This window comes from Curtobacterium sp. Csp1 (genome assembly GCF_013347185.1).
In genome coordinates this window covers 2,963,415-2,989,098 of sequence record NZ_CP054594.1, presented here as the reverse complement: position 1 = coordinate 2,989,098, position 25,684 = coordinate 2,963,415, and the positions used below count along the sequence as shown (strand labels likewise).

The following is a 25,684-nucleotide window of genomic DNA, read 5'->3' as shown; positions in this document are numbered from 1 at the left end:
CTCGACTGCGGTCACCACGACCGAGGTCGCTTGCCTGTAATTACAGCGGTGTGATTCCCGAGAGTCAAGTCGCGGATCATAGAAGGCACTGAGCGCGGCGGCGTGTCATGTCCCCCGTACGGGCGTGTCGCGGGCGTTCTGTCCGGCCGTCGGGGGACAAGAACGCCCGCCGAGCGCGTCAGCCGATGCGGCGGCGGGCTTCCCAGGCGCTGGTCACCATCTCGTCGAGCGAGTGCCGCATCGCCCACTCGAGGTCGCGCGCTGCGGCCTCGCCCGTCGCGACGATCCGCGCGGGGTCGCCCGGCCGGCGGGGTGCGACCTCCGGCTCGAACGCGATCCCGGTACCGGAGGCCATCGCGTCCATGATCTGTCGCACGCTCACGCCGTCGCCGCTGCCGAGGTTGTAGGCGCGTTGCAGGGGCTCCCCCGCCTCGAGCTTCCGGGCCGCGACCGCATGCGAGTGCGCGAGGTCGGCGACGTGGATGTAGTCGCGGACGCAGGTGCCGTCCGGGGTGGCGTAGTCGTCGCCGTTGATCCGGGGCGTCCGGCCGGCGAGGAGGGCGTCGAAGACCAGCGGGAACAGGTTGTGCGGGCTCGCGTCGTACAGGTCCGGCTCCCCCGACCCGACGACGTTGAAGTAGCGGAGGGACGTCGTCGTGAAGCCGGCGGCGACCTCCATGTCCCGCAGCAGCCACTCGCCGATGAGCTTCGACTCGCCGTACGGGGACTCCGGCGCCTTCGGGGTGTCCTCGACCACGGTCTCGACGTCCGGTGTGCCGTACACGGCCGCGCTCGACGAGAAGACCGCCTTCGTGACGCCGTTCTCGGCCATGGCGCGCAGGAGCGTCGCGGTGCCGGTGACGTTCTGCTCGTAGGTGTGCAGCGGGCGCTCGACCGAGACGCCGGCGTACTTGAAGCCGGCCACGTGCACGACACCGGTCACCGCGTGGTCCCGGAGCGTCCGGGCGACGAGCTCGCCGTCCAGGATGGTGCCCTCGACGAACGGGACGTCCTCGGGGACGAACGCCCGGAAGCCGCTCGACAGGTCGTCGAGTGCGACCGTCTCGATGCCGGCGGCGCGCAGGGCGCGGACGACGTGGGACCCGATGTACCCGGCACCGCCGGTGACCAGCCAACTCATGCTCGTCACGCTAGCGGACCGGGCGACCCCGGCCCGTCGACCCGGGCTGCGTGTCCGGGTCCGGGCCCTGCCGGGTCCGGGGCCGGCCGCGTCCTGGCGCCCGTCGGTCCGGCTCCCGGTGCGGCTCGGGGTCAGGCGCCCGTCGCGATGAAGACCGTGGAGGTCAGGCCGGAGGCGACGTCTGCCTCGACCGTGACGTCGCCCTCGTCCGGGGTGACGAAGCAGGACTCGCCCTGGCGGAGCAGGGTCGCCGAGGTGGCACCGACGAGCGTCACCACGCCCTCGGTGCAGATCGCGATCGACGGTCCGGAGAGCGGTGCGACCCCACCCGTCGCGAGACCGACCGGGCGCCCCTCGCCGGTGACGCGGAGGAGCGCGAAGCCGACGCCCTCCGGTGCGAAGCGGTCCACGCCCGGTGCGAGCTGCTCCGGTTCGAGCACGGGTGCGGGGTGGGCCGTGAAGTCGAGGACGCGCAGGAGCTCCGGGACGTCGACGTGCTTCGGCGTCAGCCCGCCGCGCAGGACGTTGTCCGAGGGGGCCATGAGCTCGACCCCGAGCCCGTCCAGGTACGCGTGGACGTTCCCGGCGGGCAGGTACATCGCCTGGCCGGCGGTGAGCGTCACGCGGTGCATGAGCAGCGACACGACGATGCCGGGGTCGCCCGGGTACGCGGTGGTGAGGTCGCGCACGGTCCGGGTGTTCGGGGTGGCGGCGTCGTCCGGCAGTGCGGCGGCCAGGTCGCTCGCCGCCTGGACCACGGCGAGCGCCGACGGGTCCGCGGTCTCGAGCCAGCTGACCGTGTCCTCGAGCCCGTGGGCCAGGTGCACGCGGAGCGCGCCGAGCCGACCGGAACCGGCATCGAGCAGGTCGACGTCCGCCAGGGTCTCCTCGACGGCGCGGAACCCGCTGAGCGCCTCGAAGCGCTCGCTGAGTGCGACCACGAGCTCGGGCTTCGGGAACGGGTCCTTGTAGTTCCGGGCCGGGTCGTCGATCGGGACGCCGGCTGCTTCCTCGCGCGCGAAGCCCTCCTGCGCCTGCTCCGGCGTGGGGTGCGCCTGCAGGGACAGCGGTGCGGCGGCGGCGAGGATCTTGAGCAGGAACGGCAGTCCGGTGCGGTCCGGTCCGAGTGCTGCCTCGGGCTCTGCGGCGATCCACTCGAGGAGCGTGTCCGCGCCACCGACGGTCGCGGGGTTCACCACGACGCTCGGGCTGCCGGGGTGCGCACCGAGCCAGAGCTCGGCCTGCGGGGCGCCGGTGACGGTGCGGCCGAGGAGTTCGGGGATCGCGGTGACGGAACCCCACGCGTAGTCGCGCGGGGTGTTCGTGATGCCGAGGAACATGTGCCGAGCGTAGCGGGCGGTTAGCCTGTCCCCCGTGACGAACACCTGGCCGATCGCCCGTGGGACCGTGCCCGAGCGCGAGGCCTTCGCCCTCGGCGCCGCGGTCGTCGGCGTCCTGTTCGCGGGCGACGCCGTCCCGAACACGCTCACCTGGTACGGCGCCGCGGTCGTCTGGGCCGCGCTCGGCGGGTGGGGCGTCTCGGTCGTCGTGCGCGCCCGACCCTCCCTCGCCCGGACACCGCGCGCGCTCTGGGTGTTCCTGGGCTGGTGCCTGCTGACCGTCGCGTGGTCGCACTGGCGCGCAGCGACCCTGGCGAGCATGGTCGCGCAGGTCCTGTGCGTCCTGGTGGCGTTCGCGATCGCGTCGACGCTGTCGTGGCGGCGGATCCTCGACGCCGTGTCGCTCGCGATGCGGTGGGTGCTCGGCCTGTCGCTGCTGTTCGAGGCCGTCGTCGCCGTGGTCGTGCGGCACCCGATCGCGCCGATCTGGACGGACTACGGCGACCGGAAGATCCCGGACGCCTTCTACTTCTCACGCGCGGAGCTCTTCACGGGCGGGCGGATCCAGGGCCTCCCCGGCAACGCCAACCTGCTCGCGATGGTCGCGCTCCTGGCCCTGGTGGCCGTCGCCGTGCAGCTCGCCGAGGGGCGCATCCGCCGCGACCGGGCCGTCGTGTGGCTCGTGCTCGGGGTCCTCGTGCTCGCCCTGACACGCTCGTCGACGGTGCTCGTCGCCGCCGCGGTCGTCGCGGTCGCGGCCGTCGTCGCGGTGTGGGTGCGGCGGGTGCCGAGCGGCCGTCGGGCGCCCCGGTACGCCGTGGTGGCGGTCGGCGCGGTGGTCCTCGCCGTGCTGGCGCTCGTCGGACGCGGCGCGCTCACCGCGGTCCTCGGCAAGTCGTCGGACCTGACCGGCCGCGGCGAGATCTGGACGGCGGTCCTCGGCCTGGTCGACCGACACCCGGTCGTCGGTTCGGGCTGGATCGGCTACTGGTGGCCGAACATCCCGGAGCTCGCCGACATCGCGCACCGGAACGGCGTGGTGTACCTGCAGGCGCACGACGCGTACCTGGACGTCTGGATGCAGACCGGGATCGTCGGCCTGGTGCTCTTCGGGCTGTACGTGCTGTCGACCCTCGTCCGGTCCTGGTGGTGCGCGACCCGGACCGGCTACGGCACGGACCTGCGGCCCCGGGCGTTCGACCCCGTCACGCTCTTCCCGCTGCTCGTCGTCGTCGCCCTGCTCGTGCAGTCCGTCGCCGAGTCGCGCCTGCTGTACCAGGGGAACTGGGTGCTCTTCGCGCTCATCGCGATCAAGACCAGGAACGTGCTCGTCGGCGAGGAGCCGCCCTCGGTGGGCGACGGTCCCCGCATCCCGGTCGCCGTCCGTGCCTTCCGCGGGTCGGACGTCACGGACACCGACCGCCGCTAGCGGTCCCGCACCACCAGCGCGCACGGCACCTGCGCCGACCACGGTGCCGTCCGCACCTCGAGCACCGCGGCGGGGTCGGCACGGCAGACGCCGACGGAGGACGCGACCTGCGGCGCCCACTCTGGTCCGTCGCTGCGGTTCGTCCGAGCGGGGGCGGCGTTCGCGACGGCCGTCGTCACCACCAGCGCGACCAGGCACCAGCCGAGGCCGACGCGGAGGACGTGCACCGCGCCTCCTGTCCGGGTCGTCCGTCGGCGACGTCGGCCCGTCGGGTCGCCGCCGTGCCGCGGGGCCCACCGGTCGCCCGCGAGTGCCGCAGCCGCGACGACCACGGCGGACAGCAGCAGCATGCCCGCGGCGGCGGCGTAGCGGTTCGGCCCGATCGCGGCCAGGGCCGCGCCGGTGACCGAGCCCCACCGCCCGTTCGCGGAGCGGTTCGCGACGAGCGCCGCGGTCCAGACGCCGGCCGCACCGAGCACCAGCGCGACGATGGTCCACCGAGTGCGCCAGCCGGCCACGAGCACCGCGGCGAGGACCGCCACGCCGATCCCGGCCGCCGGCAGCAGCACGACCCACCAGCCGTGGCGGGCCACGGCCGCACCGACGGCGGCGACGTCGCGGTCCCACAGCCCACCGAACGGCAGCAGCAGGTACCCGCGAACGACGTCGCCGACGGAGGGGTCCCCAGGGCGGGAGAGTCGTTCCGTCGTCAGGGCGGCGACCACCTGCAGGGTGCCCCCGAGCACCGCCGCGACGGTCACGGGCAGCGCGCGGAGACGGTCCCGCTCACCGGCAGCGGCCCGCCGACCGGTGAGGTCGCGGGCGGGCCACCACGCCAGCGCGAGGAGCGGCAGGAACAGGACCGTCTGGAGCTCCGTCAGCGTCGCCGCGAGGGTCAGCAGGGCGACGACGCCGGATCCCCACCAGGTGCGGGCCCGGTACGAGAACAGCCACGGGACGAGCGCCATCGCGTACCAGTGCAGGTTGGCGACGTTGCCGCTGATCTCGACCGGGGCGAGCGGCAGGACGACCGGGACCGCCGCCAGGACGAGCCGGAACGGCCAGGGGCGCACGACGTCGCGGGACAGCAGGAAGAGCGACGCGGCGACGACGCCGACGACGGCGCACGCCGACGCGGACAGTGTCAGGGCGTACTGCTCGACGGGGCGGTGCACCGCGAGGTCCACGAGCAGGCGCGGGACGAGGTGGAGGTAGCCGGCGTAGGGCCGCAGGAGCGTGTCGCCGGCGCCGTACGCGAGCTGCTCGCGGAGGAAGATCCCGCCGTCCTCGGCCCAGGTCGTCGCGCGGGTCACCGGGCCGAGGCGCCACCAGGCGAGTGCCGCGGCGGCCAGCGCGACGAGGACGGCTGCGAGCGCCTGGACGACCGCGCGGCGACGGCGGGACGCGGTGCGCGCGGGGCCGTCGTGCTCGTCCATCGGGGCGAGAACCTATCCGAGATATCGACGACCAGCCATATCGACGCTCCGCGATGCCCGCGGCGGACTCTCCACGAGGTGCGAGAGGATGGACGGGTGACGGACCGGACGGTGAGCAGGCGTGCGCTCGCGCGCCGGTACCTCTCCGCCTGGATCGGGTTCTCGGCGGGCGGGCGGTTCAGCCAGGCCCTGGCGACCGCGGTCCTGCTCTTCGCGTTCGGGCAGCCGGCCGTGCACGCGATGGTCGGCACCGCCGGGTCGTGGGCCGCCCTCGCGACCCTCGTGGTGCTCGCCGGCCTGAGCCTGCTCGGACAGCGCTACCGCATCGAGTGGCACGGCGTCCTGCCGCTGTCCCTGCTGGCCTTCGTCGGGTTCTGCGCCCTCAGCGTGCTCTGGAGTCAGTACTCGTGGGTCGCCCTGCGCGGGTTCGCGTCCACGGTCTGCTTCGTCGGACTCGGGCTCTACCTGGCGCTCGGCCGGGACCTCGTGCAGGTCATCCGCGCGGCCGGCGACGCCTTCCGCATCCTGCTCGTCGTCGCCCTCGGGCTCGAGGTGCTGTCCGGACTCGTGCTCGACGTGCCGTTCCCCGCGTTCGGCATCCGTGGGGACATCGCGTACGGCGGCCCGATCCAGGGCGTCGGCGGCACCCGCAACTTCATGGGCTTCGTCGCCGCGGTGGCCCTGGTCACGTTCGTCGTCGAGTTCCTCACCCGGTCGGTCACCACGTGGCGGGCCGTCGCGTCGACCGCCCTCGCCGTGATCGCCCTGATGCTCGTGCAGTCACCGATCACCGGGATCGCGATGATCGCACTCGCCGTGACCGCGCTCGCACTGTGGTCGCTGCGGCACGCCAGACCGGCCACCAGACCGGTGGTGAACGCGGTGCTCGGCGCGGTCGTGCTCGGCATGGCGACCCTCGGCCTGGCGCTCCGGCACCGGGTGCTCGCGGAGATCGGTGCGGCGGGCGGCACGGCGACGCGCCTGGGTCTGTGGGAGCAGATCCGGGTGCTCGGTGCGCAGTTCCCGATGCAGGGCTGGGGCTGGGTCGGTACGTGGCCGAGCGAGGCCGTGTTCCCGTTCACGACCCTGGTCGACCCCGCCGGCGCGCGCTTCACGTCCGGTCTCAACGCGTTCGTCGACGCCTACCTGCAGATCGGGCTCGCCGGCACGCTCCTGCTCGCGGTCGCCGCGGGGCTCGCGTTCGCCCGCGCCTGGGTGACGGCGACGACCTTCCCCGGTGTCGCGTACGTCTGGCCGGCGGCCGTCCTCGTCCTGCTCGGCGTCACCAGCACGGCCGAGAGCTACCTGCTGCACGGCGCCGGGCTGATGCTCTTCACGACCGTGATCGTCGTGGCGGCGCGGCGGCGGTCGTGGCGTCGGCACCTGCCGCGCGTCCCCTCCTGAGGGAGGACGACGACCGAGCACCGCGCCTGCCTGCACGCCTGCCGTGTGCCCTCCCGTGCCTGCGAGCATCCACACTCGCGTCCGCGGTGACCGCGCCACTAGCATGGCCGCGGGCCGCAGGGGGCGGTCCACCACCGACAGGAGCCGGCATGTCCCTCGCCTCCCGCGCCGTCACCGCGCTGCTCGCGGTCTCGGCCCTCACAACGGCCGCGGTCGTCGGTGTCGCGCCGGCCGAACGTGCCGCCGCCGCCCCGACCGCGACCGGGACCGGGACCGGGACCGGGACCGGGACCGCGACCGTCCAGGGGTCGCGCTACACACCACTCGACACCACCCGCGTGTTCGACGGCGCCGTCGGGACGACCCCCGTCGTGGTGCCCGTCGCCGGGAGTGCAGGGGTGCCGTCGAACGCCACGGCCGTCGTCGTCAACGTCGAGGTCGAGGCGCCCACCGCCGCCGGCTACGTCCGCATCACGCCCGCGGGCACCGACGCACAGGTCGCACTGCAGGAGTTCCCGGCCGGGCGCACCATCTCGAACCTGGCCACGGTCAAGCTCGCGAAGGGGGGTGTCCAGGTCAAGGTCTCCGCCGGGTCGGCCCGGGTGCTGCTCGACGTCTCCGGGTACTACGCGTCGGGCGGCGGCTCGACCTTCACCCCGCTGCCCACCGCCCGCGTCGCGTCGCCGACCGTCGGCACCACGCCGGTCCCGGTGCAGCTGGCCGGGCAGGGCGGGGTCCCGGACGACGCGACGGCCGTCGTGGTGAACGTCGAGACGAACGGTCCGACCGCGGACGGCTACGTCCGGCTCACGCCCCTCGGCCGCGACGCCTCCGTCGCGGCCCAGGAGTTCACCGCCGGTCGCACCGTGTCGAACCTGGCGATCGTCCGGCTGGTCGACGGGGCGGCGCAGGTCCGGTTGTCGCGCGGCTCGGCGACCGTGTTCCTGGACGTCGCGGGCTACTACTCCGCGTCGACGTCCGGTTCGGTGTTCGTCCCCGTCGACACCGCCCGCATCGAGTCCTCGACGCTCGGCACGGCCCCCCGTGCGGTCCGGGCGACCGGTGTCGGCGGCGTCCCCGGCACCGCGACCGCGGTCGTCGCGAACGTCGAGGTGCAGGCACCGTCCTCCGACGGGTACCTCCGCGTCACCCCGGCGGGACAGGACGCGACCGTCGCCGCGCAGGTGTTCCGCGCCGGGGAAGAGGTCTCGGCGGCCGTGATCACGAAGGTGACCGGCTCGACCGCCGCCCGCGCCCTGCAGGCGAAGGTGTCGCGCGGCACCGCGAACGACTACGTCGACGTCTCCGGGTACTTCCTCGACGGGACCTCGGCGTCCGGCACCGGTGTCGACGTCTCGTGGCCGCAGTGCGGCTCGTCCCTCCCGACCGACGCGGCATTCGCCGTCGTCGGGGTGAACGGCGGTCTCGCGAACAACACGAACCCGTGCCTCTCCAGCCAGCTGTCCTGGGCGGCCGGCTCGTCCGGTGGGACCTCGCAGGCCCCCGTGCAGCTGTACGTGAACACCGCGAACCCCGGGAAGCAGGCCTCGGTGTGGCCGGCGAGCAACACCCTGCCGAACGGCGGACCGACGGTCGCGAACCCGTACGGCACCTGCGCCGGCGGCTACGACCGGGCGTGCTCCTACGTGTACGGCTACACCCGGGCGTACGACGACGCCCGATCCCGAGGGGTCGACTCCCCCGCGTCCTACCGGTGGTGGCTCGACGTCGAGACCGAGGGCACCTGGCAGGCCGACTCGACGCAGAACCGAGCCGACCTCGAGGGGATGGTCGCGGCGTTCCGTGCAGTCGGCGCGCAGGTCGGGTTGTACTCGACGACCTTCCAGTGGAACAGCATCGTCGGCACCGTCCCGTCGTCGAGCTCGCTCGCGGGCCTGCCGAGCTGGATCGCGACCGGGACCACGACGCTCGCGGCGGCGCAGCAGGCGTGCTCCGGTCCGGCCCTCACCACCGGGGGCCAGGTCGTCATGACGCAGTACGTCGCCGGCGGGTTCGACCGGAACGCGACCTGCGTCTGACCCCGGGCGTCGGACCCGCCGGTTGCTAGGGTCGTCGCGTGCGTCTCCCCCTGCTCGAACGCATCGCGATGTGCGTCGTCGTCGTGGTGTCCTGCGCCCTGAACCTCGGGCAGAAGCTCCTCTGCACGGTCCCCCAGCCGGCGGACGTGTCCCGCGCCGAGTACGTCAACCGGTACGGGTGCTGGTCGGACGTCGCCGCGCTCTGGAACAGCCGCGGACTCGCGCAGCACGTCTTCCCCTACGTGCACGGCACCTGGCGCGGGGACCCGCCCGTCCTCGGCGGTGGCACCGTCGAGTACCCGACCGCGACGGGCGTGTGGGTGTGGCTGACGGCGCTGCCGGTCGACTCGGTCCGCGGGTTCCTCGTCGTGACCGCGGTGGCGGCCGCGGTCACGGCCGTGCTCGTCATCCTCGCGCTGCAGCGCATCGCCGGTCGACGCGCGTGGGTGTTCGCCGCGACCCCGCCGCTCGCCCTCTACGCGGTCTACAACTGGGACCTGCTCCCGGTGGCGTGCACGGTCGCGGCGCTCCTCGTGGCGACCGCAGCACCGCGTTCCTGGTCGCCCCTGCTGCGGTGGGGGCTCGCCGGGGCGCTCCTCGGGCTGGGCGGCGCGTTCAAGCTCTACCCACTGATGTTCCTCGGTGCCCTGACCCTCGCCGCACTGCTCGACCGGGACGCCCCGTGGTCCGAGCGGGTGCGGCGCACCGCCGTCACGCTCGGGGCCGGCGTCGCCGTGGTGCTGGTCGCCAACGTGCCGTTCGCCCTGGTCAACTACGAGGGGTGGTCGTCGGTCTTCCGGTTCCAGGCCGAGCGCCCGATCGGTCCCTCGACCCTGACGATCTGGTACTACGGGCTGCTCCCCTGGTCGGCCGACCTGGACGGTCCGGTGCAGGGCACCATGGCGCTGCTGTCCACCGCGACGACGGCGATCGGGATCCTGGCGGTGCTCGCCGTGGCGGTCCTGCGTGCGCTCCGGACGGGCCGCACGCCGTGGATCCAGGCCTCCGCCGCGATGCTCTGCGTCTACATGGTGGCGAACAAGGTCGACTCACCGCAGTACGTGCTCTGGCTGCTGCCCTTCTTCGTGGTGCTGCGGCTCGGCGGCTGGTGGGTCACCGCTTACCTGGTCACCGACGTGTGCCTGACGGTCGGGTTCTTCCGCAACGGCTACTACGACGCGATCGGGCAGACCGCCGACACCTGGGACGGGCAGATGGTCACGGCGGCCCTGTGGATCCGCGCGGTGCTGCTCGTGGTGTTCGCGGTGCGGTTCCTCCGCACCCGACCGGCGGGCCGAGCCGCCACGGGCCCGCAGGACCGCGACGGCGACGGCCCCGCGCAGGACCACGACGACCGCCCCGCACCGGACCGTGACCACGCCGCGACGCGCCCGTTGCCGGGACGACGACGACGCGGCACCCCCGTGGGTACCGCGTCGCCGTAGGAGGGCGGACGGGCGCCGCGTCAGCGCGTGCCGGCGTCCCCGTGCTGCTGCTGCGGAGCCGGCTGCTGCTCGGGGTGGTCGACGGGCAGCCGCCGCGTCGAGGTCCCAGGCGCCGAGTACGTCAGGTAGTTCAGCCGGCTCGTCTCCCGGCGCAGCCGCGTGACGCCCTCGAGGATGAAGCCGAGTATCCAGGTCAGGAACGCGATCACCATGAGCGACGCGGCCAGGAACGCCGTCGGGAAGCGCGGCACCAGCCCGGTGCGTCCGAACTCGATGAAGAGGGGGACGGCCAGCACGACCGCGACGATCGCGAAGATCGCGCCCATGATCCCGTGGAACAGCACGGGACGCTCGAACCGGATGAGGTGCGCGATGAGCGACAGGATCTTGAAGCCGTCGCTGTAGGTGTTGAGCTTCGACTCGGTGCCCTCGGCCCGGTCCTTGAAGCCGACCGGCACCTCGGTGTGCGGCACGCGCAGGTTCATCACGTGCACCGTGAGCTCGGTCTCGGTCTCGAACTCGCGGGACAGCGCGGGGAAGGACTTCACGAAGCGCCGGGACATGACGCGGTACCCGCTGAGCATGTCCGACACGGGCGTACCGAAGAGCTTGCCCACGACCCGGTTGAACATCCGGTTGCCGGCCTCGTGCCCGGGCCGGTACGCGGTCGCATCGGGGTCGTCCTGCCGGACACCGAGGACGTGGTCGTAGGGCCCCTCGAGCAGGGTGCGGATCATCTCCGGCGCCGCTGCGGTGTCGTACGTGTCGTCGCCGTCGCCGTCGATCATCAGGTAGACGTCTGCGTCGATGTCGCCGAACGCACGGCGGATGACGTTGCCCTTGCCCTTGGTGTGCTCGTACCGGACCTCGGCCCCCGCGCGGCGCGCGACCTCGTCGGTGCCGTCCGTGCTGTTGTTGTCGTAGACGTAGACGTGGATGCCGGGCACGGCTGCCTTGAGGTCGGTGACGACCTTGTGGATGGCCGGTGCCTCGTTGTGGCAGGGCACGATGGCGGCGATGACGAGGTCGTCGTGAGTCACGAGGTAGGGTCCTTCAGTGGTCTTGGATCCGTCGAGCGGCGGGGACGTGAGCACGAATCCCCTGCGAAAGGCTAACAGGTGCGCGGACTCGGCCGAGGCCGTCCACGACCGGGAAGAGGACACGTGACGAACGCCACCGGCTGGTTCCTGGGACACCTCCGACGAGGCGGGTCGTTCCTCGTCGTCGGGGGTGTCGGGTTCCTCGTCGACGCCGCCGTGTACAACGCGCTGGTGTTCTGGGGCGGGTCCGGTCCCCTCTTCGCGGTCCCCCTGCTCGGCAAGGTGATCGCGATCGCGGTGGCGAGCGTCGTCACCTACTTCGGCAGCCGACTGTGGACGTTCCGCGACCGCGCTGGCTCGCAGACGCTGCGGAGCTTCCTGGTGTTCGCCGCCATCAACGTCGTCGCGATCCTGCTGCAGCTGGGCTGCCTGGCCTTCTCGCGCTACGTCCTGCACCTCGACTCCCCGCTGGCCGACAACGTCTCCGGCACGCTGGTCGGGCAGGCGGTCGCGACGGTCTTCCGCTACTTCGCGTACGGGAAGTTCGTCTTCAAGGACGACCGCGAGGGTGGCGCGGAGGCGATCGCGGAGATCAGCTGACCCACCCCCTGACGGACCACCCGACGGACGGGAGGCACGGTGCGGACCCGTGCCGTGCCTCCCGTCCGTCACGTGGGGACGCGGTCAGCGCCGCTCCACCTGGTAGATCCACAGCGACTCCGCCCCCTGCGTGACCTTCCGCACCTGGGTGAGGCACTGGTCGGTCACCTGCTGGTCGGCGAGCACGTACTGCACGTTCCGCTGCGCGAAGCTGCTGCAGCCGTCGAACCCGACCTGGATCTGGTCGCGGACCGGCAGGAAGAGCTTCGGGTCCCCGTCGCCGTCGAGCCAGTTGACGTTCGCGAGACGGTTCCAGATTTGCTCCTGGGAGCCGCTCGGGTCGATCTCCCGCCACATCTCCTCCGGCGGGTAGGTCTGCACGCCGTTGTAGGAGTGCGCGCCGGTCTCGAGCAGCATCGCGGTCGGGACGTACCCGCCGATCCCCACCCACCGTGCGTCGGGGTGCTCGTCGACGATGTCGGACACTGCGCGACCGGCCGTCGTCTGCGTGGCGAGGTCGAAGACCCCGCGGTAGAGCGGGTTCACACCGCCGCCGACGACGACCGCAACGGCGAGCACCAGGACGGCACCGGCGGCCAGCCACCGTCGGGCCAGGGCGACGACCGCGACCGCGAGGAGCACCGCGACGTACCTCCAGGCGTGCGAGGCGCCGAGCACCGGCGAGGACTGCGCGTGCAGACTGCTGTAGACGACCGCGACCGAGCCGAGGACCAGGACCGCGCCGTACCCGGCGACCACCCACGGCACCCGGGTCGGCGCCGGGACCTCGTCGGCAGACGCCTCTCCCACGGGGCTGCGCCGACCGACCCCGGCGTCGAGGCGGGCGGCCAGGAGCGCGACCGCGACCACCCCGAGCAGGTCGAACGCCAGCCGCAGCCGTGCGTCGGTGCTCCGGTCGAGCAGCAGCAGGTGCGCGAGGGCGTCCCAGTGCGGCACGAGCAGGAACGCGAAGAGCACGACGAGCACCGCACCGGTCGCGAGCACGGGCCAGTCCGTCCTGCGGGAGCGCCGCAGCTGCACCACGAAGACCCAGACCAGCGCCGGCACAAGGAACAGGGCGATCATCAGCGGCGCCGCCGCCTCGGACTGGTTGACGGAGAGCCCCTGGACGACCCCAAACTGGGATGCCCGCTGGAACGGCGCGCTGAACAGCGAGACGACGGCCCCGAAGTCGGACGCCCCGGTGGCCTCGAGCCGCTGGCCGGGGTAGACGGTGCCGAGGACCGCCCGGATGGTGTCGATCCGGGTGAGCGCCCACACCCCGATCACCGCGCCCGCGCCGACGGCGGCGACCGCGAGGGGCACCAGTCGGAGCAGCGTGCGTCGCCACGGGACCCCGGGGTTGCGCAGGCGCTCGACCAGGAACCCGATCGCGATCGCGACGAGCACGACGGCGGCCGGCACCATGTACGGCACGTAGATGCTCATCACCATCGTCACGGTGAGGTAGCCGGTCGCCGCCGCTGCGACGATGCCGGGCCAGCGCCGCGACGACCGGAACGCCCACAGCACGGCGGTGAGCCCGGTGAAGGCCCAGGCGACCGGCCAGATCGTGGTCGGCAGGAACCACCACTGGATCATCGGCGACAGGCAGAGCGCGATCGCGAGCGCGCCGGCCGTGACCGGGCGACGAGGCATCACGGTGACCGCGAAGACGTAGGCGGCGACGAGTGCGGCGAGGACGGGCAGCCACCAGCGGACGGCCATGCCCTGGTCGAGCGGCAGGAAGAGGAAGCCGACCACGTGCGGGCGGAAGACGCTCGACCAGTCCCAGGTCGGCAGGTCGTTCTGGATCGTCGCGTCCATGCCGCCGGGGAAGGACTGGTTGACGACGGGGAAGCCTTCGCGGACCTGCGAGATGATCCAGCTCGACTGGACGAGCCACTCGTCGCTCCGGATGCCCTGCGGTCGCCCGGCGAGCAGGTCCGGATCCGCCCCGGTGCCGAACGACTGCCAGTAGACGCCGCTCGAGTTCCCGGAGATCCCGAGTGCGACGAGCACCACCACGACGAGCAGCGCGACCACCGGGAAGCCGACCAGCACGAGCAGGTTCGGCAGCCCGGACGGCCGGGGGGCGACGACCCGCTGCCACGCGGCGCCGGCGCGGATCCACGCTGCCGTGGCTCGGGATTCGGGTCGCGGTCGGACGGCGGTGGGACTGGTCACGCGGCGGTTCTCTCGGATCGGGTGGGACGGCCGGTCCGGCCGCCGGGGTCACCGGACGGTGACGGCCTGGCGGACCGGTCGGGCCGCCGGCGTCACCGGACGGTGACGGCCTGGCAGCCGAGGAGGACGTTCGTCCCGGCCCCGACATTTATCCCATAGGAGCAGACCGTGTGCGAACCGGCTCGCGCTGCGAACGACTGGTTGATGCCGTGCAGCGCGCCGGCCGCAGGATAGGCACGACCGACGTCCGGCCGCGACTGGTTCGCCGGGCCGGAGGCGACGCCGACGCCGTCGAGGTAGGTGTCGACCCGGATCGCGGTCTGCTGCTGGTCGGGGTCGATCGTCCACCCGTTCGCCTGCACGCGACCCGCGGTGGGCGACGACGCGTCCATCCCGCCGAAGGGCGACGGGTTCGCCGCGATCGTGAACGACTGGCAGCCGAGCTCGGTGTCCGTGCCGCCGCCGACGTTCACCGCGGTGACGCAGATCCGGTGCGAACCGGCGGTCAGGTCGTACTTCGTGGCGATGCCGTGGTTCGGGCCGAAGGCCGGGTAGGCACGGCCGACGTCGGCGCGCGGGGCGTTCGCGGTCGCGGTGCCCACCTGGACGCCGTCGATCGACATCCGCAGCTGCACGACGTTCTTCGTGTCCGGGTCGATCGTCCAGCCGTTCACCGTCGCGGTCGAGCCGTTCGTCGTGACGTCCATCCCGCCGAAGGGCGAGGTGTCAGCGACGGTGATCGTGCGGCAGCCGAGGGTCGTGCTGCCGCCGGGCGCCACGGCGTCGAGTCCGTAGACGCAGATCTCGTGGGAGCCGCCGGGGACCGCGACGGTGGTGGCGATGCCGTGCGCGGAGCCGTACCCGGGGTAGGTGCGGCCGACGTCGGGGCGCGAGCCGTTCGCGGGCGAGCGACCGCGGTTGCGCCCGTCGACGTAGACATCGACCGAGATCGACGACGCCGTGTCCGGGTCGATCGTCCACCCCCCGACGGACACGACACCGGGTGCGCTCGACGACACGTCCATCCCACCGAACGGCGAGCCGGTCGAGACCGCGACCGTCTGGCAGGCCCCGATCTGCGCGTTCGAGCCGGCGCCGATGTTCACGCCGACGGCGCAGATGGTGTGCGTGCCGCCGCCGACCGTCAGGGTGTTCAGGATGCCGTGGTCGCCGCCCGCTCCCGGGTACACCGCACCCACGTCCGGCCGCGAGGCGTTCGCCGGCAGGGTCCCGAGCAGCTTGCCGTCCGAGTACCACTGCACCTGCACGGGCTGGGTCTTCGCGTTCGGGTCGAGTGCCCATCCGTTCACCTGCACGTAGCCGGGCCCGATCTGCTTCGCATCGATGCCGCCGAACGGGTTGTCCGCCGTCGAGACGCCGAACCAGTCGTTGTAGAGACGCCAGAAGTTCCGGTTGCCGTACGCCGAGCAGCCGTCGCCGGTGCCGTAGAGGTTGTTCAGCGCCGCCTGGTTCGGCGTGTACGGCGTGTAGTAGTACAGCGCGGCGGTCGCCTTGTTCTGGATGTAGACGCTCTTCGTGCCGCACGCCGCGTTGGGGTTGTACTGCACGTTGCGGTTGCCGCCCGGCGCGAACCACGTGAAGTAGTTGCTCGTGCCCGCCGGGTTGCCGTACCGCTTCCACTGCCACGAGGCCCAGAAGACCTGGTTGCCCACGCCCGCGTAGGCCGGGTCGCAGCCGCCGTTGGCGCTGTCCGGGCAGGCGTAGCCCATCGCGCGCTCGAGCACGGCGGCGGAGGGGTTCCGCGCCGTCGCGCCGTTGACGAGCGCCTGCTCCTTCTGCAGCGTGACGATGATCACCTTCGGGTTGATCCCGCACGCGGCCCCGACCCGCGTGATGATCTGCGCCGCCGACAGCGAGGAACCGCCGGTCAGCGCGCCGCACATGGCGTCCGCACCGTGACTGTTCAGCGAGTACCGCCCGACGTTGAGGCACGAGCTCGACCGGCAGGTGCCGATCTGTGCGTCCAGGAACGTCTGGACTTGCGCCTCGTTCATCCCGCCGCCGTTGTAGAACTCGGCGTCCGGGATGATGTTGCCCGGGTCGAACTGCGACCCGCTGAGCGCGGACGCACGGTCCGCGTCCGGCGCCCCCACGCCGGACAGCTGGACGCCGACGAGCACACTCGCGACCGCGAGCACGCTCGCGAACGCGGCGATGACCTTCTTCACGACGGGGGCCTCCCTGTGGCGGCGACTCGGTGTCTGCCGCACGGCCGTCCCGACCGCGCGTGGCCGGGCCCTGATCCGGCGAGTCACGTCTGTCACATCAGGCTACAGGGATCACAGCGATCACACAGCCCCCGACGTGCACCCCGTCCGGGAGGCACGGGGCGCGTCCGCCCCGACGGCCGCGGGCGACGCGTGGTCACCTGTGCCGTCGCTCAGCCTGTCGCGTCGAGCAGGCGTTCGACGCGGCGACGCGCCGTGTCGTCGATCCGGTCCCCACGGCGGAGCCGGCGGGCGCGGCGGAGGGCGGCACGGGCCTCCCGGATGAGCCGCCACCACGCCGCGGGGCGCAGCTGGGCGGTGGACGGGCGCAGCAGGTCGCGCACCAGGCGCAGCACCGTCCGCACGACGACGCGCGCGAGGAAGCCGCCGGATCCGTTGCGCGCCACGACGAGCAGCCGGTTCCGCATGCTCTGCGTGCGCACGAGCGGGCCGTCGCTGCCGGAGCTCGCGGCGTGCCGGTGGACGACCACGGCCTCGGGGGCGTGTCGCACGTCGAAGCCCGCAAGCCGCATCCGCCACGCGACGTCGAGGTCCTCGTAGTACATGAAGAGGGACTCGTCGAAGCCGCCGACCGCCTCGAGGGCCGCGCGGCGCAGGAACGCCGCGCCGCCCGAGAACCCGAAGAGCGGAGCGTGCTCCGGGGCGTCGTCGACCGGCCGCAACCAGTCGCGGTCACGGCCGTTGCCGGACCGGTCGAGCACGACCCCGGTGCCGTTGACGAGGGTCTCCCCCGTCTCCGCCCGGCGCCAGCGACGCCCGTCCCCCGCGACCAGGTCGTCCTGCGACGTCGGCGCACCGTCCACCACCGGGCGGAACCGACCCTCGAGCACGACGGTCGCGGACACCGCGCCGACCGTCGGACCACCGGCGGCGAGGGCGACCAGCCCGCGGTCGAGGAACCCGTTGTCGGCCACCGCGTCGTTGTTGACGAGGACGACGATGTCGCCCGTCGACGCGGCGATCCCCCGCGACACGCCACCGGCGAACCCGGCGTTCGTCGGCTCTGGCACGACCACCACGCCCGGGTGGTCGGCTCGGTAGGCGGCCACCGTTGCGTCGTCGGCCTCGTTGACCACGAGCACGACCTCGACCGAGGCATCGACGCGCTGCGAGAGCACGGACCGGAGTGCGCGTCGGGTGAGTTCGGGCTGGTGCCAGTCGACGATGACCACGGAGACGTCCATGCCCCCAGTGTCCCAGGTCGCCGAGCGTCCCAGGTCGCGCAGCGTCCCGGGTCGCGGAGGGCACCCGGAGCACGTCCGGTACAGTGGTCCCGCTCTCCGGGGCACCACCGCCAGCCGACGTATGGAGTCCGTCCGTGTCCACCTTCGCGCCTCGCGTGTCCGTCGTCGTCATCAACTTCCGGGGGACCGACGACACCCTCGAGTGCATCGCACGCCTGACCGAGGTCGACTGGCCCGCCGACCGCCTCGAGATCGTCGTGGTCGAGAACGGGTCGGGCGACGACAGCGAGCAGCGCCTGCGTGCCGAGCTCGGCGACCGGAAGAACGTCAAGATCGTCGTCTCCGCCGAGAACCTCGGCTTCACCGGCGGCAGCAACCTCGGTGCGCGCGAGGCGTCCGGCGAGGTCGTCGCGTTCCTCAACAACGACGCGAAGCCCGACGTCAACTGGATCAAGGAGGGCATCGCCGGCTTCGCCCCGAGCCCCCGGGTCGCCGCCGTGGCGAGCAAGGTCCTCGACTGGGACGGCAAGGCGATCGACTTCGTCGAGTCCGGTCTGAGCTGGTTCGGCATGGGCTACAAGGCGCACGTCACCGAGATCGACGACGGTCGCTTCGACACCCCGCAGGACCTGCTCTTCGGCACCGGCTCCGCGCTGTTCGTCCGCCGCGAGGTCTTCCTCGAGGTCGGTGGCTTCGACGAGGGCCTGTTCATGTTCTACGACGACGTGGACCTGGGGTGGCGCCTCAACCTGCTCGGGTACCGCGTGCGGTTCGCCCCGCGGTCGGTCGTGTTCCACAAGCACCACGGCTCGATGAAGTCGTTCGGCGACCACCGCGAGATGTACCTGCTCGAGCGGAACGCCCTGCACCTGCTCTACAAGAACCTGTCGGACGAGAACCTCGGCACCTTCCTGCCTGCCGCGCTCGCGCTGCTGGCCCGCCGCGCCGTCGCGAAGAGCGGGCGCGATTCGGAGGAGTTCGACATCCGTCGCTTCACCGGCGCCCCGGACGAGTTCGACCCGACGACGCCGATGTCGAAGGAGGCCGTCGCAGGGCTCTACGCCCTCGACCAGTTCGTCGCCGACCTCCCCCGCCTGGGCGAGGAGCGTCGTCGGATCCAGTCGCAGCGCGTGCGCTCCGACAAGGAGGTCTTCCGCCTGTTCGGCGACGCCTTCAAGCCACTGTTCGAGGACGGGTACTTCCTCGAGGGCTACCAGGCGATCATCGAGGCGTTCGACGTCGAGCAGCCCATGCACCGCACGAAGGTCCTCATCATCACGGGCGACGCGCTCGGCGAGAAGATGGCCGGCCCGGGCATGCGCGCGTGGAAGATCGCCGAGGCGCTCGCACCGCACAACGACGTCCGCTTGGTGACCTGGAACGTGGCGAACCGCAAGTCCGACGCCTTCGAGGTGTCCCGCGTGCCGCTCCAGCACGAGCGCACGATGCGGGAGCACGAGGAGTGGGCGGACGTCATCTTCTTCCAGGGCTACGCGCTGCACCACTTCCAGACCCTGCAGAACTCGAACAAGATCATGGTCGTCGACCTCTACGACCCGATGCACCTCGAGCAGCTCGAGCAGGCCCGCGACAACGGCGACGTGGGCTGGCGCAACCAGGTCACCTCGACCACCGAGGTGATCAACCGCCAGCTGGAGCGCGGCGACTTCTTCCTGTGTGCCTCGGAGCGCCAGCGGCTGTTCTGGCTCGGGCAGCTGGCCGGGGTCGGCCGCGTGAACCCGGACAACTACCTCGCGGACGACAACCTCGAGAAGCTCATCGCGATCGCACCGTTCGGGATGGACTCGACGCCGCCGAAGCACGAGCGCAAGGCCATCCGCGGCGTCACGCCGGGGATCGGCGAGGACGACAAGGTCGTCATCTGGGGCGGCGGCATCTACAACTGGTTCGACACCCCCTCGCTCGTCCGCGCGGTCGCGAAGGTCGCCGAGACACACGACGACATCCGTCTGTTCTTCCTCGGCGTCGCGCACCCGAACCCCGACGTGCCGGAGATGGCGATCGTCGCCGAGACCCGCCGCATCAGCGACCACCTGGGGCTGACGAACAAGCACGTCTTCTTCAACGAGCAGTGGGTGGCGCTGGACGACCGGCAGAACTACCTGCTCGAGGCCGACGCCGGCGTCAGCACGCACTTCGCACACATCGAGACGACGTTCTCGTTCCGCACCCGGATCCTCGACTACATGTGGGCGAACCTGCCGATCGTCACGACCGACGGCGACAGCTTCGGCGACCTCGTCGCGGCCGAGGGCCTGGGCGTCGCCGTGAAGGAGCGCGACGTCGACGGACTCGCCGCGGCGCTCGAGTCGATGCTGTACGACCCCGAAGCCGCAGCGGCGGCCCGCGCCGCCGTGAGCCGGGTCCGCGAGGACTTCACGTGGGAGCGTGCCCTCGCTCCCCTCGTCGAGTTCTGCAAGGACCCGCACGTCGCCGCGGACCGCGCGCACGAGGCCGCCGTCCCGGCCGGCTCCGTCGCGGCAGCGGGCCGCCCGCGCGTGCAGCTCAGCCCCGCACGGGCCCGTGAACTGCAGTTCCACCAGATCGCGAACAGCCGCCACGGTCTCGTCCGCGACGCCCGGCTCGCGGCCTGGTACCTGCGGGAGAACGGTGTCTCCGGGCTGCGCGACAAGGTGCAGAACCGCACCCGCCTGATGCGCGAGAGCAAGAACGGGCGCTGACGCCCGGCGGCCGCCCCTGGTCGCCGATGTACAGTTGTCCGTCGCCCGATCGAACGTGAGGAACCCCCTTTGAGCAACATCGTCACCGAGCGGTTCGAGCGCCTCCGGCAGGAGCAGATGGTCCCGGCCGGTCGCCCGGCCACCGCCGTCATCGGGTCGCTGCGCGAGATTTTCGCGCACCGGCAGCTCCTCGATCTGCTGATCCGTCGCGACCTCAAGTCGCGGTACAAGGACAGCGCGCTCGGCTTCGCGTGGACGCTGATCCGTCCGCTCGTGCAGCTGGCGATCTACTTCTTCGTCCTCGGTGAGATCCTCGGCGCGTCCCGGAACATCCCGGAGTTCGCGATCTACGTGTTCTCAGGCCTGACGCTCTACGGCCTGTTCAGCGAGATCGTCGCCACGGGGACGGCGTCGATCGTGGGCAACGCTGGCTTGATCAAGAAGATCTACCTGCCGCGTGAGATCTACCCCCTCGCGAGTGTCGGTGCCGCGCTGTTCAACTTCGGCGTGCAGCTCGTCGTCCTGATCGCCGCCGCGATCCTGCAGAGCGGCTTCGCCTGGGTCCGCCTCGACCTGCTCTACTTCCTGCCGTCGGTCGCGGTCATCCTGATCTGGGCGACCGCCCTCGCCCTGCTGCTCGCGGCGCTGAACGTCTACCTGCGTGACATGCAGTACCTCGTCGAGGTCCTCGTGCTCCTGCTCATGTGGGCGTCGCCGATCGTCTACAGCTGGCAGATGGTGGCCACCCGCGCGCCGGAGTGGCTGCTCTCGATCTACACGTCCAACCCGATCACCCTGGCCGTCCTCGGCATCCACCGCGCGTTCTGGACCGCCGGTGCCGACTCCGAGTACCCGTCGCACCTGCTCGTCCGGATGGCGGTCGCCGCCGTCGTCGGCCTGGTCGCGCTCCTCGTGTGCCAGCGCGTGTTCGCCAAGCTGCAGGGCAACTTCGCCCAGGAGATCTGATCCGATGAGCATCGACAACGAGATCGACCAGGAGACCCGCTCCCCCTTCGCCGACGCCCCCGACGTGGTGACCGTGCGGAACGTGTCGAAGCGGTTCACGATCCGCAAGGACAACTCGCTCAAGGAGCGCGTCGTCACGCTGGGCCGCGCCGGTCGTCGCCACAGCGAGGACTTCTGGGCGCTCAAGGACATCAGCCTCGACATCCCCGCCGGCACCACGATCGGGCTGCTCGGTCCGAACGGCTCCGGCAAGTCGACGCTGCTCAAGACGATCGGTGGCATCCTCGAACCCACGACCGGGTCCGTCGAACGTCGCGGGCGGCTCGCCGCTCTGATCGAGCTCGGCGCCGGGTTCCACCCCGACCTGACCGGTCGCGAGAACGTGTACCTCAACGCCGCGATCCTCGGCCAGACGCAGGAGGAGACCGAGGCCCGGTTCGCCGACATCCTGCAGTTCTCCGGGATCGGCGACTTCATCGACACCCAGGTGAAGTTCTACTCGTCGGGCATGTACGTCCGACTCGCCTTCGCGGTCGCGATCAACACCGATCCCGACGTGCTGCTCGTGGACGAGGTGCTGGCCGTCGGTGACGAGCAGTTCCAGAAGAAGTGCCTCGACAAGATCCGCGAGTTCCAGGAGCAGGGCCGCACCATCATCCTGGTGTCGCACTCGCTCGGCCAGGTCCAGGAGCTGTGCGACTCCGCGGTCGTGCTGCACCACGGCGAGGTGAAGTTCCAGGGCTCCGCACGCCTCGCGGTGAAGAACTTCCGCGAGATCCTCGAGGGCCGGCGCATCGCCGAGGCCGAGGCGTCGCACCCGGAGGAGGACGCCAACCCGGCGAAGGTCGAGCGCGTCGAGCTCGAGATCCCCGGCCGGGCCCCCGGCGAGGAGCACCACCACGGGGACGACCTCGTGGTGCGGGCCACGTTCTCGCACAGCGACGTTCTGCCCGAGTGGCGTGCCGGCATCAAGATCGAGAACCACCTCGGCCACCCGGCGTTCGGCGTCGACAGCCGTCAGCTGCAGACGACGCACGCCCCGCTCCGTGGCAGTGCGACCGTCGAGTGGCGCCTCGAGGACCTGCGCCTGGGCGGCGGCCAGTACTTCGTGCACGTCTTCCTCGCGAAGCCGAACGGCGAGCACATCGTGATCCAGCGCGAGGCGGCACGCTTCGTCGTCCAGGACGAGGACACGCAGTCCGGCATCGCCTGGACCAGGTCGACCGAACGCCAGATCGGGGCCTGAGGGTGCGACCGCTGCCGGTGCTGGTCGACGCGACGACGATCCCACCGAACCGCGGCGGTGTCGCGCGGTACATCTCCGGACTGCTCGCCGGCCTCGGCGAGGTCGAAGTGTCCGTCGACGTCGTGGCGAAGCCCGGTGACCTGGACTGGCTGCGGACCCTCGCTCCCGCGCACCGCTACCACGCGGCCCCCGCGTGGACGGCCCGTCGTCCGGCCCGGCTGCTCTGGGAGCAGCTCGGCCTGCCGGGGCTGCTCCGACGGGTCGGGGCGACCAGGCTGCACAGCCCGCACTACACGTTCCCGGTGAGCCGTGCCTCCCGGACCGTCGTCACGCTGCACGACGCGACGTTCTTCAGCGACCCCGCCGCGCACTCCCGACTGAAGGTCGCGTTCTTCCGCGCCTGGACGCGCCTCGCACGTGGTCGCGCAGCGGCCACGGTCGCGCCGAGCGCCGCGACCGTGGCCGAGCTCGACCGCCTCGCCGGACGCGCCGCACGGCCGACGGTCGTGGCGCACCTCGGCGTCGACCAGGCGGTCTTCCACGTGCCGGACGCCGACGAGGTCGCCGCGTTCCGTACGGCCCACCGCATCGCGCCGGACGAGGAGTGGATCGCGTTCCTCGGGACGGTCGAGCCGCGCAAGCGCGTGCCCGCGCTCATCGACGCGCACCGTGCGCTGCGGGCAGTCGACCCGACCGCGACGCCGACCTTGCTCGTCGCCGGGGGGCTCGGCTGGGACACGGCCGCCGCGCAGGAGCTCGAGGCCGCCGGGGACCGTCCCGGCGAACCGCTGCGCCACCTCGGGTACCTACCGATCGAGGAGCTCCGCGCGTTCCTCGGCGGTGCCCGGGTCGTCGTCTACCCGAGCACCGCCGAGGGCTTCGGGCTCCCCGTGCTCGAGGCGATGGCGTCCGGCGGCGACGTGCTGACCACCCGTCGGCTCGCGATCCCCGAGGTCGGCGGCGACGCCGTCACCTACACCGAGCCGGAGGCCGACGCGATCCGGGCGTCGCTCGCGACGCTGCTCGCATCGGATCCCGATGCCGCGGCAGCCCGCGCCGAGCGTCGTGACCGCGCGACGGCCCGCGCCGCGCGCTTCACCTGGGCGGCCTGCGCCCGCGCCCACCTCGGGGTGTACGCGTGACCGGGGGGACGGACGGCCCGCGCGACGACACCGCGGACGCCACGGCCACCGACGATGCCCGACGCGCGGCGATCGTCACCGTCTCCTACAACTCGCACGACGTCCTGCCCCCCTTCCTGGCGTCGACACCGGCCGCCAGTGCGTCGCCGGTCGAGGTCGTCGTCGCGGACAACGACTCCGCCGACGCCGACGCGCTGCGCAGCGTGACCGAGCGGTCCGGTGCCCGGTTTCTCGAGCTCGGCGAGAACCGCGGGTACGGTGCCGCCGTGAACCGCGCGGTCGCGACCCTCGACCCCGGCGTGCGGTGGGTGCTCGTGTCGAACCCGGACGTCGTCCTCGGGCCGCTGGCACTCGACCGGATGATCGACACGGCGTCCGCCGACCCGACCATCGGCGCGGTCGGCCCGAAGGTGCTCGAACCGACCGGCGAGGTCTACCCGTCGGCGCGACTTGTGCCGTCCCTGCGGACCGGCCTCGGGCACGCGCTGTTCGCGAACGTCTGGCCCGGCAACCCGTGGACCCGGCGCTACCGCCAGGAGGGCGTGCAGGACACGCGCCGTGACGCCGGGTGGCTGTCGGGAGCCTGCGTCCTCGTCCGACGCGACGTGTTCGACCGGCTCGGCGGCTTCGACGAGGGGTACTTCATGTACTTCGAGGACGTCGACCTCGGCTGGCGGCTCGGACGGCTCGGACTCCGGAACGTGTACGAACCGGCCGCCACCGCGACGCACGTCGGCGGCACCGCGACACAGGGGTCGTCGGAGCGGATGCGGCGCGCTCACCACGAGAGCGCGTACCGGTTCCTCGCGGGCAAGTACCGCGCCTGGTGGCTGTGGCCGCTGCGCGCCGCACTCCGGGTGGCCCTCGCCGTGCGCGCCCACCTCACGCACACGCGCTGACGCGGTACAGTCACGCTCGCCCCTCCCCTCCCCGATCCGGAAGAGCACCATGATCCTCGCCGTCACCCTGATGGTCCGCGACGAAGCGGACGTCATCCCTGCCTGGCTCGACCACCACGTCGCCCAGGGATTCGAGGTGTTCGTCATCACCGACAACGGCTCCGTTGACGGCACCACGGAGCTCCTCACCGCGTTCGCCGAGCGGGACGACGTCGTGGTCGACCTGCGGCACGACCCGGTGCACCGCAAGCAGCAGGGCACCGTCGTGACCGGCATGGCCCGTGACGCCGCCGCGGTCCACCACGCCGACTGGGTCGTGAACGCCGACGCGGACGAGTTCGTCCTGCCCGTCGACCGGACGCTCACCGTCCGCCGGGTCTTCGAGCAGCTCGACCCCGTGGTCGGCGCCTTCACCGTCCCCGTGGTGAACCTGACCGGGGCGATGGCCGAGTCGGGTTCCGGTGTCGAGCGACTGCACTGGCGCGACGAGCGCTCGATCGAGGAGCTGCAGGCCGTCGGGCTGCTCGCGCCCCCGACGGCGAACGCGGTGCACGTCGGCGACCCGGAGGTCGTCGTCGTGCAGGGCAACCACCAGGTAAGCGTGGCCAGCGGCGCACCCGTGCCCGCGGGACTGGAGCTCGAGGTGCTGCACCTGCCGTGGCGGTCGTGGCGCCAGTACGCGCACCGGGTGGAGGTGTCGGGCCGTGCCTACGACGCGAACCCCGACCTGACGCCGAGCCCGCGCCACCACGGCATGCGGGACTACCGGCGGCTGCAGGAGGGCGTGCTCGAGTCGACGTTCTCGCTCCGCTTCGTCACCGACGCCGACGCCGCGGACGGGCCCTTCACACGCGACGACGGCGTCGCCGAGAGCCTCCGGCAGGCCGGCTCGGCCGCGCTGTCCGGTGTGACCGGGGACCCGCTCGTCCCCGAGGACCGCTTCCGCCGACTCCGCGCGACCGGCCGCGCCCTCGTCGGTCGTGACCGGCGCATCGAGGAGCTCGAGGACGCCGTGCAGGCCGGTGAGACCACTGCGAACACGCTGCGCGCGACCGTGCAGTTCGAACGGGACCGAGCCGAGGCGGCGATCCGGACGTCCTCCGAACGCCAGGCGGTCATCGACGCCCGCGAGGCCGAGCTCGCCGCGATGCACGCCCGGCGGGTCGTGCGCATCGCCGACCGCGCAGGGGACGTCGCCCGCCGGCTGCGGCGGTCCTAGCCGCCGCCGGTCCCGG

The 25,684-nt window shown here is 72.3% G+C and carries 18 protein-coding genes; 11 read left to right on the top strand and 7 right to left on the bottom strand.

The window, feature by feature from the left end; genetic code table 11:
• Positions 1–178: 178 nt before the first annotated feature.
• Together galE and manA are read right to left on the bottom strand one after the other, a co-directional pair.
• Positions 179–1,141, bottom strand: a complete 963-nt coding sequence (gene galE / locus HUN58_RS14305) for a UDP-glucose 4-epimerase GalE (RefSeq protein WP_141862094.1) — start codon at positions 1,139–1,141, stop codon at positions 179–181.
• 131 nt (positions 1,142–1,272) lie between these two features.
• Complete coding sequence (manA, locus tag HUN58_RS14300) at positions 1,273–2,481, bottom strand: mannose-6-phosphate isomerase, class I (protein ID WP_180225015.1); 1,209 nt, start codon at positions 2,479–2,481, stop codon at positions 1,273–1,275.
• Between the two features lie 34 nt (positions 2,482–2,515).
• On the opposite strand from manA, the gene HUN58_RS14295 reads away from it, so the two are divergent.
• Positions 2,516–3,910, top strand: a complete 1,395-nt coding sequence (locus HUN58_RS14295; RefSeq protein ID WP_180225014.1) for an O-antigen ligase — start codon at positions 2,516–2,518, stop codon at positions 3,908–3,910.
• Here the strand turns inward: HUN58_RS14295 and HUN58_RS14290 are convergent.
• Positions 3,907–5,346 (bottom strand): hypothetical protein, encoded by a 1,440-nt coding sequence (locus HUN58_RS14290; RefSeq protein WP_180225013.1) that lies wholly within the window; start codon positions 5,344–5,346, stop codon positions 3,907–3,909. The genes HUN58_RS14295 and HUN58_RS14290 overlap by 4 nt on opposite strands.
• Positions 5,347–5,442: 96 nt before the next feature.
• Between HUN58_RS14290 and HUN58_RS14285 the strand changes: the two genes are divergently transcribed.
• From HUN58_RS14285 to HUN58_RS14275, 3 genes are all read left to right on the top strand, one after another.
• On the top strand, positions 5,443–6,750 hold the full coding sequence (locus HUN58_RS14285) for an exopolysaccharide production protein (RefSeq protein ID WP_114849591.1): 1,308 nt from the start codon (positions 5,443–5,445) through the stop codon (positions 6,748–6,750).
• Between the two features lie 149 nt (positions 6,751–6,899).
• Positions 6,900–8,789 carry a hypothetical protein gene (locus HUN58_RS14280; RefSeq protein ID WP_180225010.1) on the top strand — a complete coding sequence of 630 codons (1,890 nt, stop codon included), beginning with the start codon at positions 6,900–6,902 and terminating at the stop codon, positions 8,787–8,789.
• A gap of 38 nt (positions 8,790–8,827) precedes the next feature.
• The gene (locus tag HUN58_RS14275) at positions 8,828–10,234 is read left to right on the top strand and encodes a hypothetical protein (protein WP_180225009.1); all 1,407 of its coding nucleotides are present in this window, start codon (positions 8,828–8,830) and stop codon (positions 10,232–10,234) included.
• Positions 10,235–10,254: 20 nt separating this feature from the next.
• Here HUN58_RS14275 and HUN58_RS14270 read toward each other — a convergent pair whose 3' ends face one another.
• Entirely contained in the window at positions 10,255–11,274 is a 1,020-nt protein-coding gene (locus tag HUN58_RS14270; RefSeq protein ID WP_180225008.1) for a glycosyltransferase, read from the bottom strand.
• A gap of 123 nt (positions 11,275–11,397) precedes the next feature.
• On the opposite strand from HUN58_RS14270, the gene HUN58_RS14265 reads away from it, so the two are divergent.
• Entirely contained in the window at positions 11,398–11,874 is a 477-nt protein-coding gene (locus HUN58_RS14265) for a GtrA family protein (protein WP_254631505.1), read from the top strand.
• Positions 11,875–11,958: 84 nt separating this feature from the next.
• On the opposite strand, the gene HUN58_RS14260 is transcribed toward HUN58_RS14265, so the two are convergent.
• The 3 genes from HUN58_RS14260 to HUN58_RS14250 form a co-directional block, all read right to left on the bottom strand.
• Entirely contained in the window at positions 11,959–14,061 is a 2,103-nt protein-coding gene (locus HUN58_RS14260; RefSeq protein ID WP_180225007.1) for a hypothetical protein, read from the bottom strand.
• 92 nt (positions 14,062–14,153) lie between these two features.
• Positions 14,154–16,250 (bottom strand): hypothetical protein, encoded by a 2,097-nt coding sequence (locus HUN58_RS14255; RefSeq protein WP_180225006.1) that lies wholly within the window; start codon positions 16,248–16,250, stop codon positions 14,154–14,156.
• 212 nt (positions 16,251–16,462) lie between these two features.
• Positions 16,463–17,494 (bottom strand): glycosyltransferase family 2 protein, encoded by a 1,032-nt coding sequence (locus tag HUN58_RS14250; protein WP_180225005.1) that lies wholly within the window; start codon positions 17,492–17,494, stop codon positions 16,463–16,465.
• Positions 17,495–17,628: 134 nt separating this feature from the next.
• On the opposite strand from HUN58_RS14250, the gene HUN58_RS14245 reads away from it, so the two are divergent.
• The 6 genes from HUN58_RS14245 to HUN58_RS14220 all read left to right on the top strand — a co-directional run bounded on the left by HUN58_RS14245 (position 17,629) and on the right by HUN58_RS14220 (position 25,668).
• A complete protein-coding gene (locus HUN58_RS14245; RefSeq protein ID WP_114849599.1) occupies positions 17,629–20,196 on the top strand; it encodes a glycosyltransferase in 2,568 nt (855 codons plus the stop codon).
• 69 nt (positions 20,197–20,265) lie between these two features.
• Entirely contained in the window at positions 20,266–21,162 is an 897-nt protein-coding gene (locus tag HUN58_RS14240) for an ABC transporter permease (protein WP_254631504.1), read from the top strand.
• A 4-nt stretch (positions 21,163–21,166) separates the two neighbouring features.
• Positions 21,167–22,408, top strand: a complete 1,242-nt coding sequence (locus HUN58_RS14235; protein WP_180225004.1) for an ABC transporter ATP-binding protein — start codon at positions 21,167–21,169, stop codon at positions 22,406–22,408.
• A 2-nt stretch (positions 22,409–22,410) separates the two neighbouring features.
• On the top strand, positions 22,411–23,550 hold the full coding sequence (locus tag HUN58_RS14230; protein ID WP_217488534.1) for a glycosyltransferase family 1 protein: 1,140 nt from the start codon (positions 22,411–22,413) through the stop codon (positions 23,548–23,550).
• Complete coding sequence (locus tag HUN58_RS14225) at positions 23,547–24,449, top strand: glycosyltransferase family 2 protein (protein ID WP_180225003.1); 903 nt, start codon at positions 23,547–23,549, stop codon at positions 24,447–24,449. Before HUN58_RS14230 ends, HUN58_RS14225 begins: the two co-directional genes overlap by 4 nt.
• A 49-nt stretch (positions 24,450–24,498) precedes the next feature.
• Positions 24,499–25,668, top strand: coding sequence for a glycosyltransferase family 2 protein (locus tag HUN58_RS14220; protein ID WP_180225002.1), 1,170 nt, complete (start codon positions 24,499–24,501; stop codon positions 25,666–25,668).
• Positions 25,669–25,684: the final 16 nt, after the last annotated feature.

Coding starts and splice junctions, on each gene's coding strand:
- HUN58_RS14250 (WP_180225005.1), bottom strand. CDS start 17,494: ATGGACGTCTCCGTGGTCATCGTCGACTGGCACCAGCCCGAACTCACC.
- HUN58_RS14235 (WP_180225004.1), top strand. CDS start 21,167: ATGAGCATCGACAACGAGATCGACCAGGAGACCCGCTCCCCCTTCGCC.
- HUN58_RS14220 (WP_180225002.1), top strand. CDS start 24,499: ATGATCCTCGCCGTCACCCTGATGGTCCGCGACGAAGCGGACGTCATC.
- galE (WP_141862094.1), bottom strand. CDS start 1,141: ATGAGTTGGCTGGTCACCGGCGGTGCCGGGTACATCGGGTCCCACGTC.
- HUN58_RS14280 (WP_180225010.1), top strand. CDS start 6,900: ATGTCCCTCGCCTCCCGCGCCGTCACCGCGCTGCTCGCGGTCTCGGCC.
- HUN58_RS14290 (WP_180225013.1), bottom strand. CDS start 5,346: ATGGACGAGCACGACGGCCCCGCGCGCACCGCGTCCCGCCGTCGCCGC.
- manA (WP_180225015.1), bottom strand. CDS start 2,481: ATGTTCCTCGGCATCACGAACACCCCGCGCGACTACGCGTGGGGTTCC.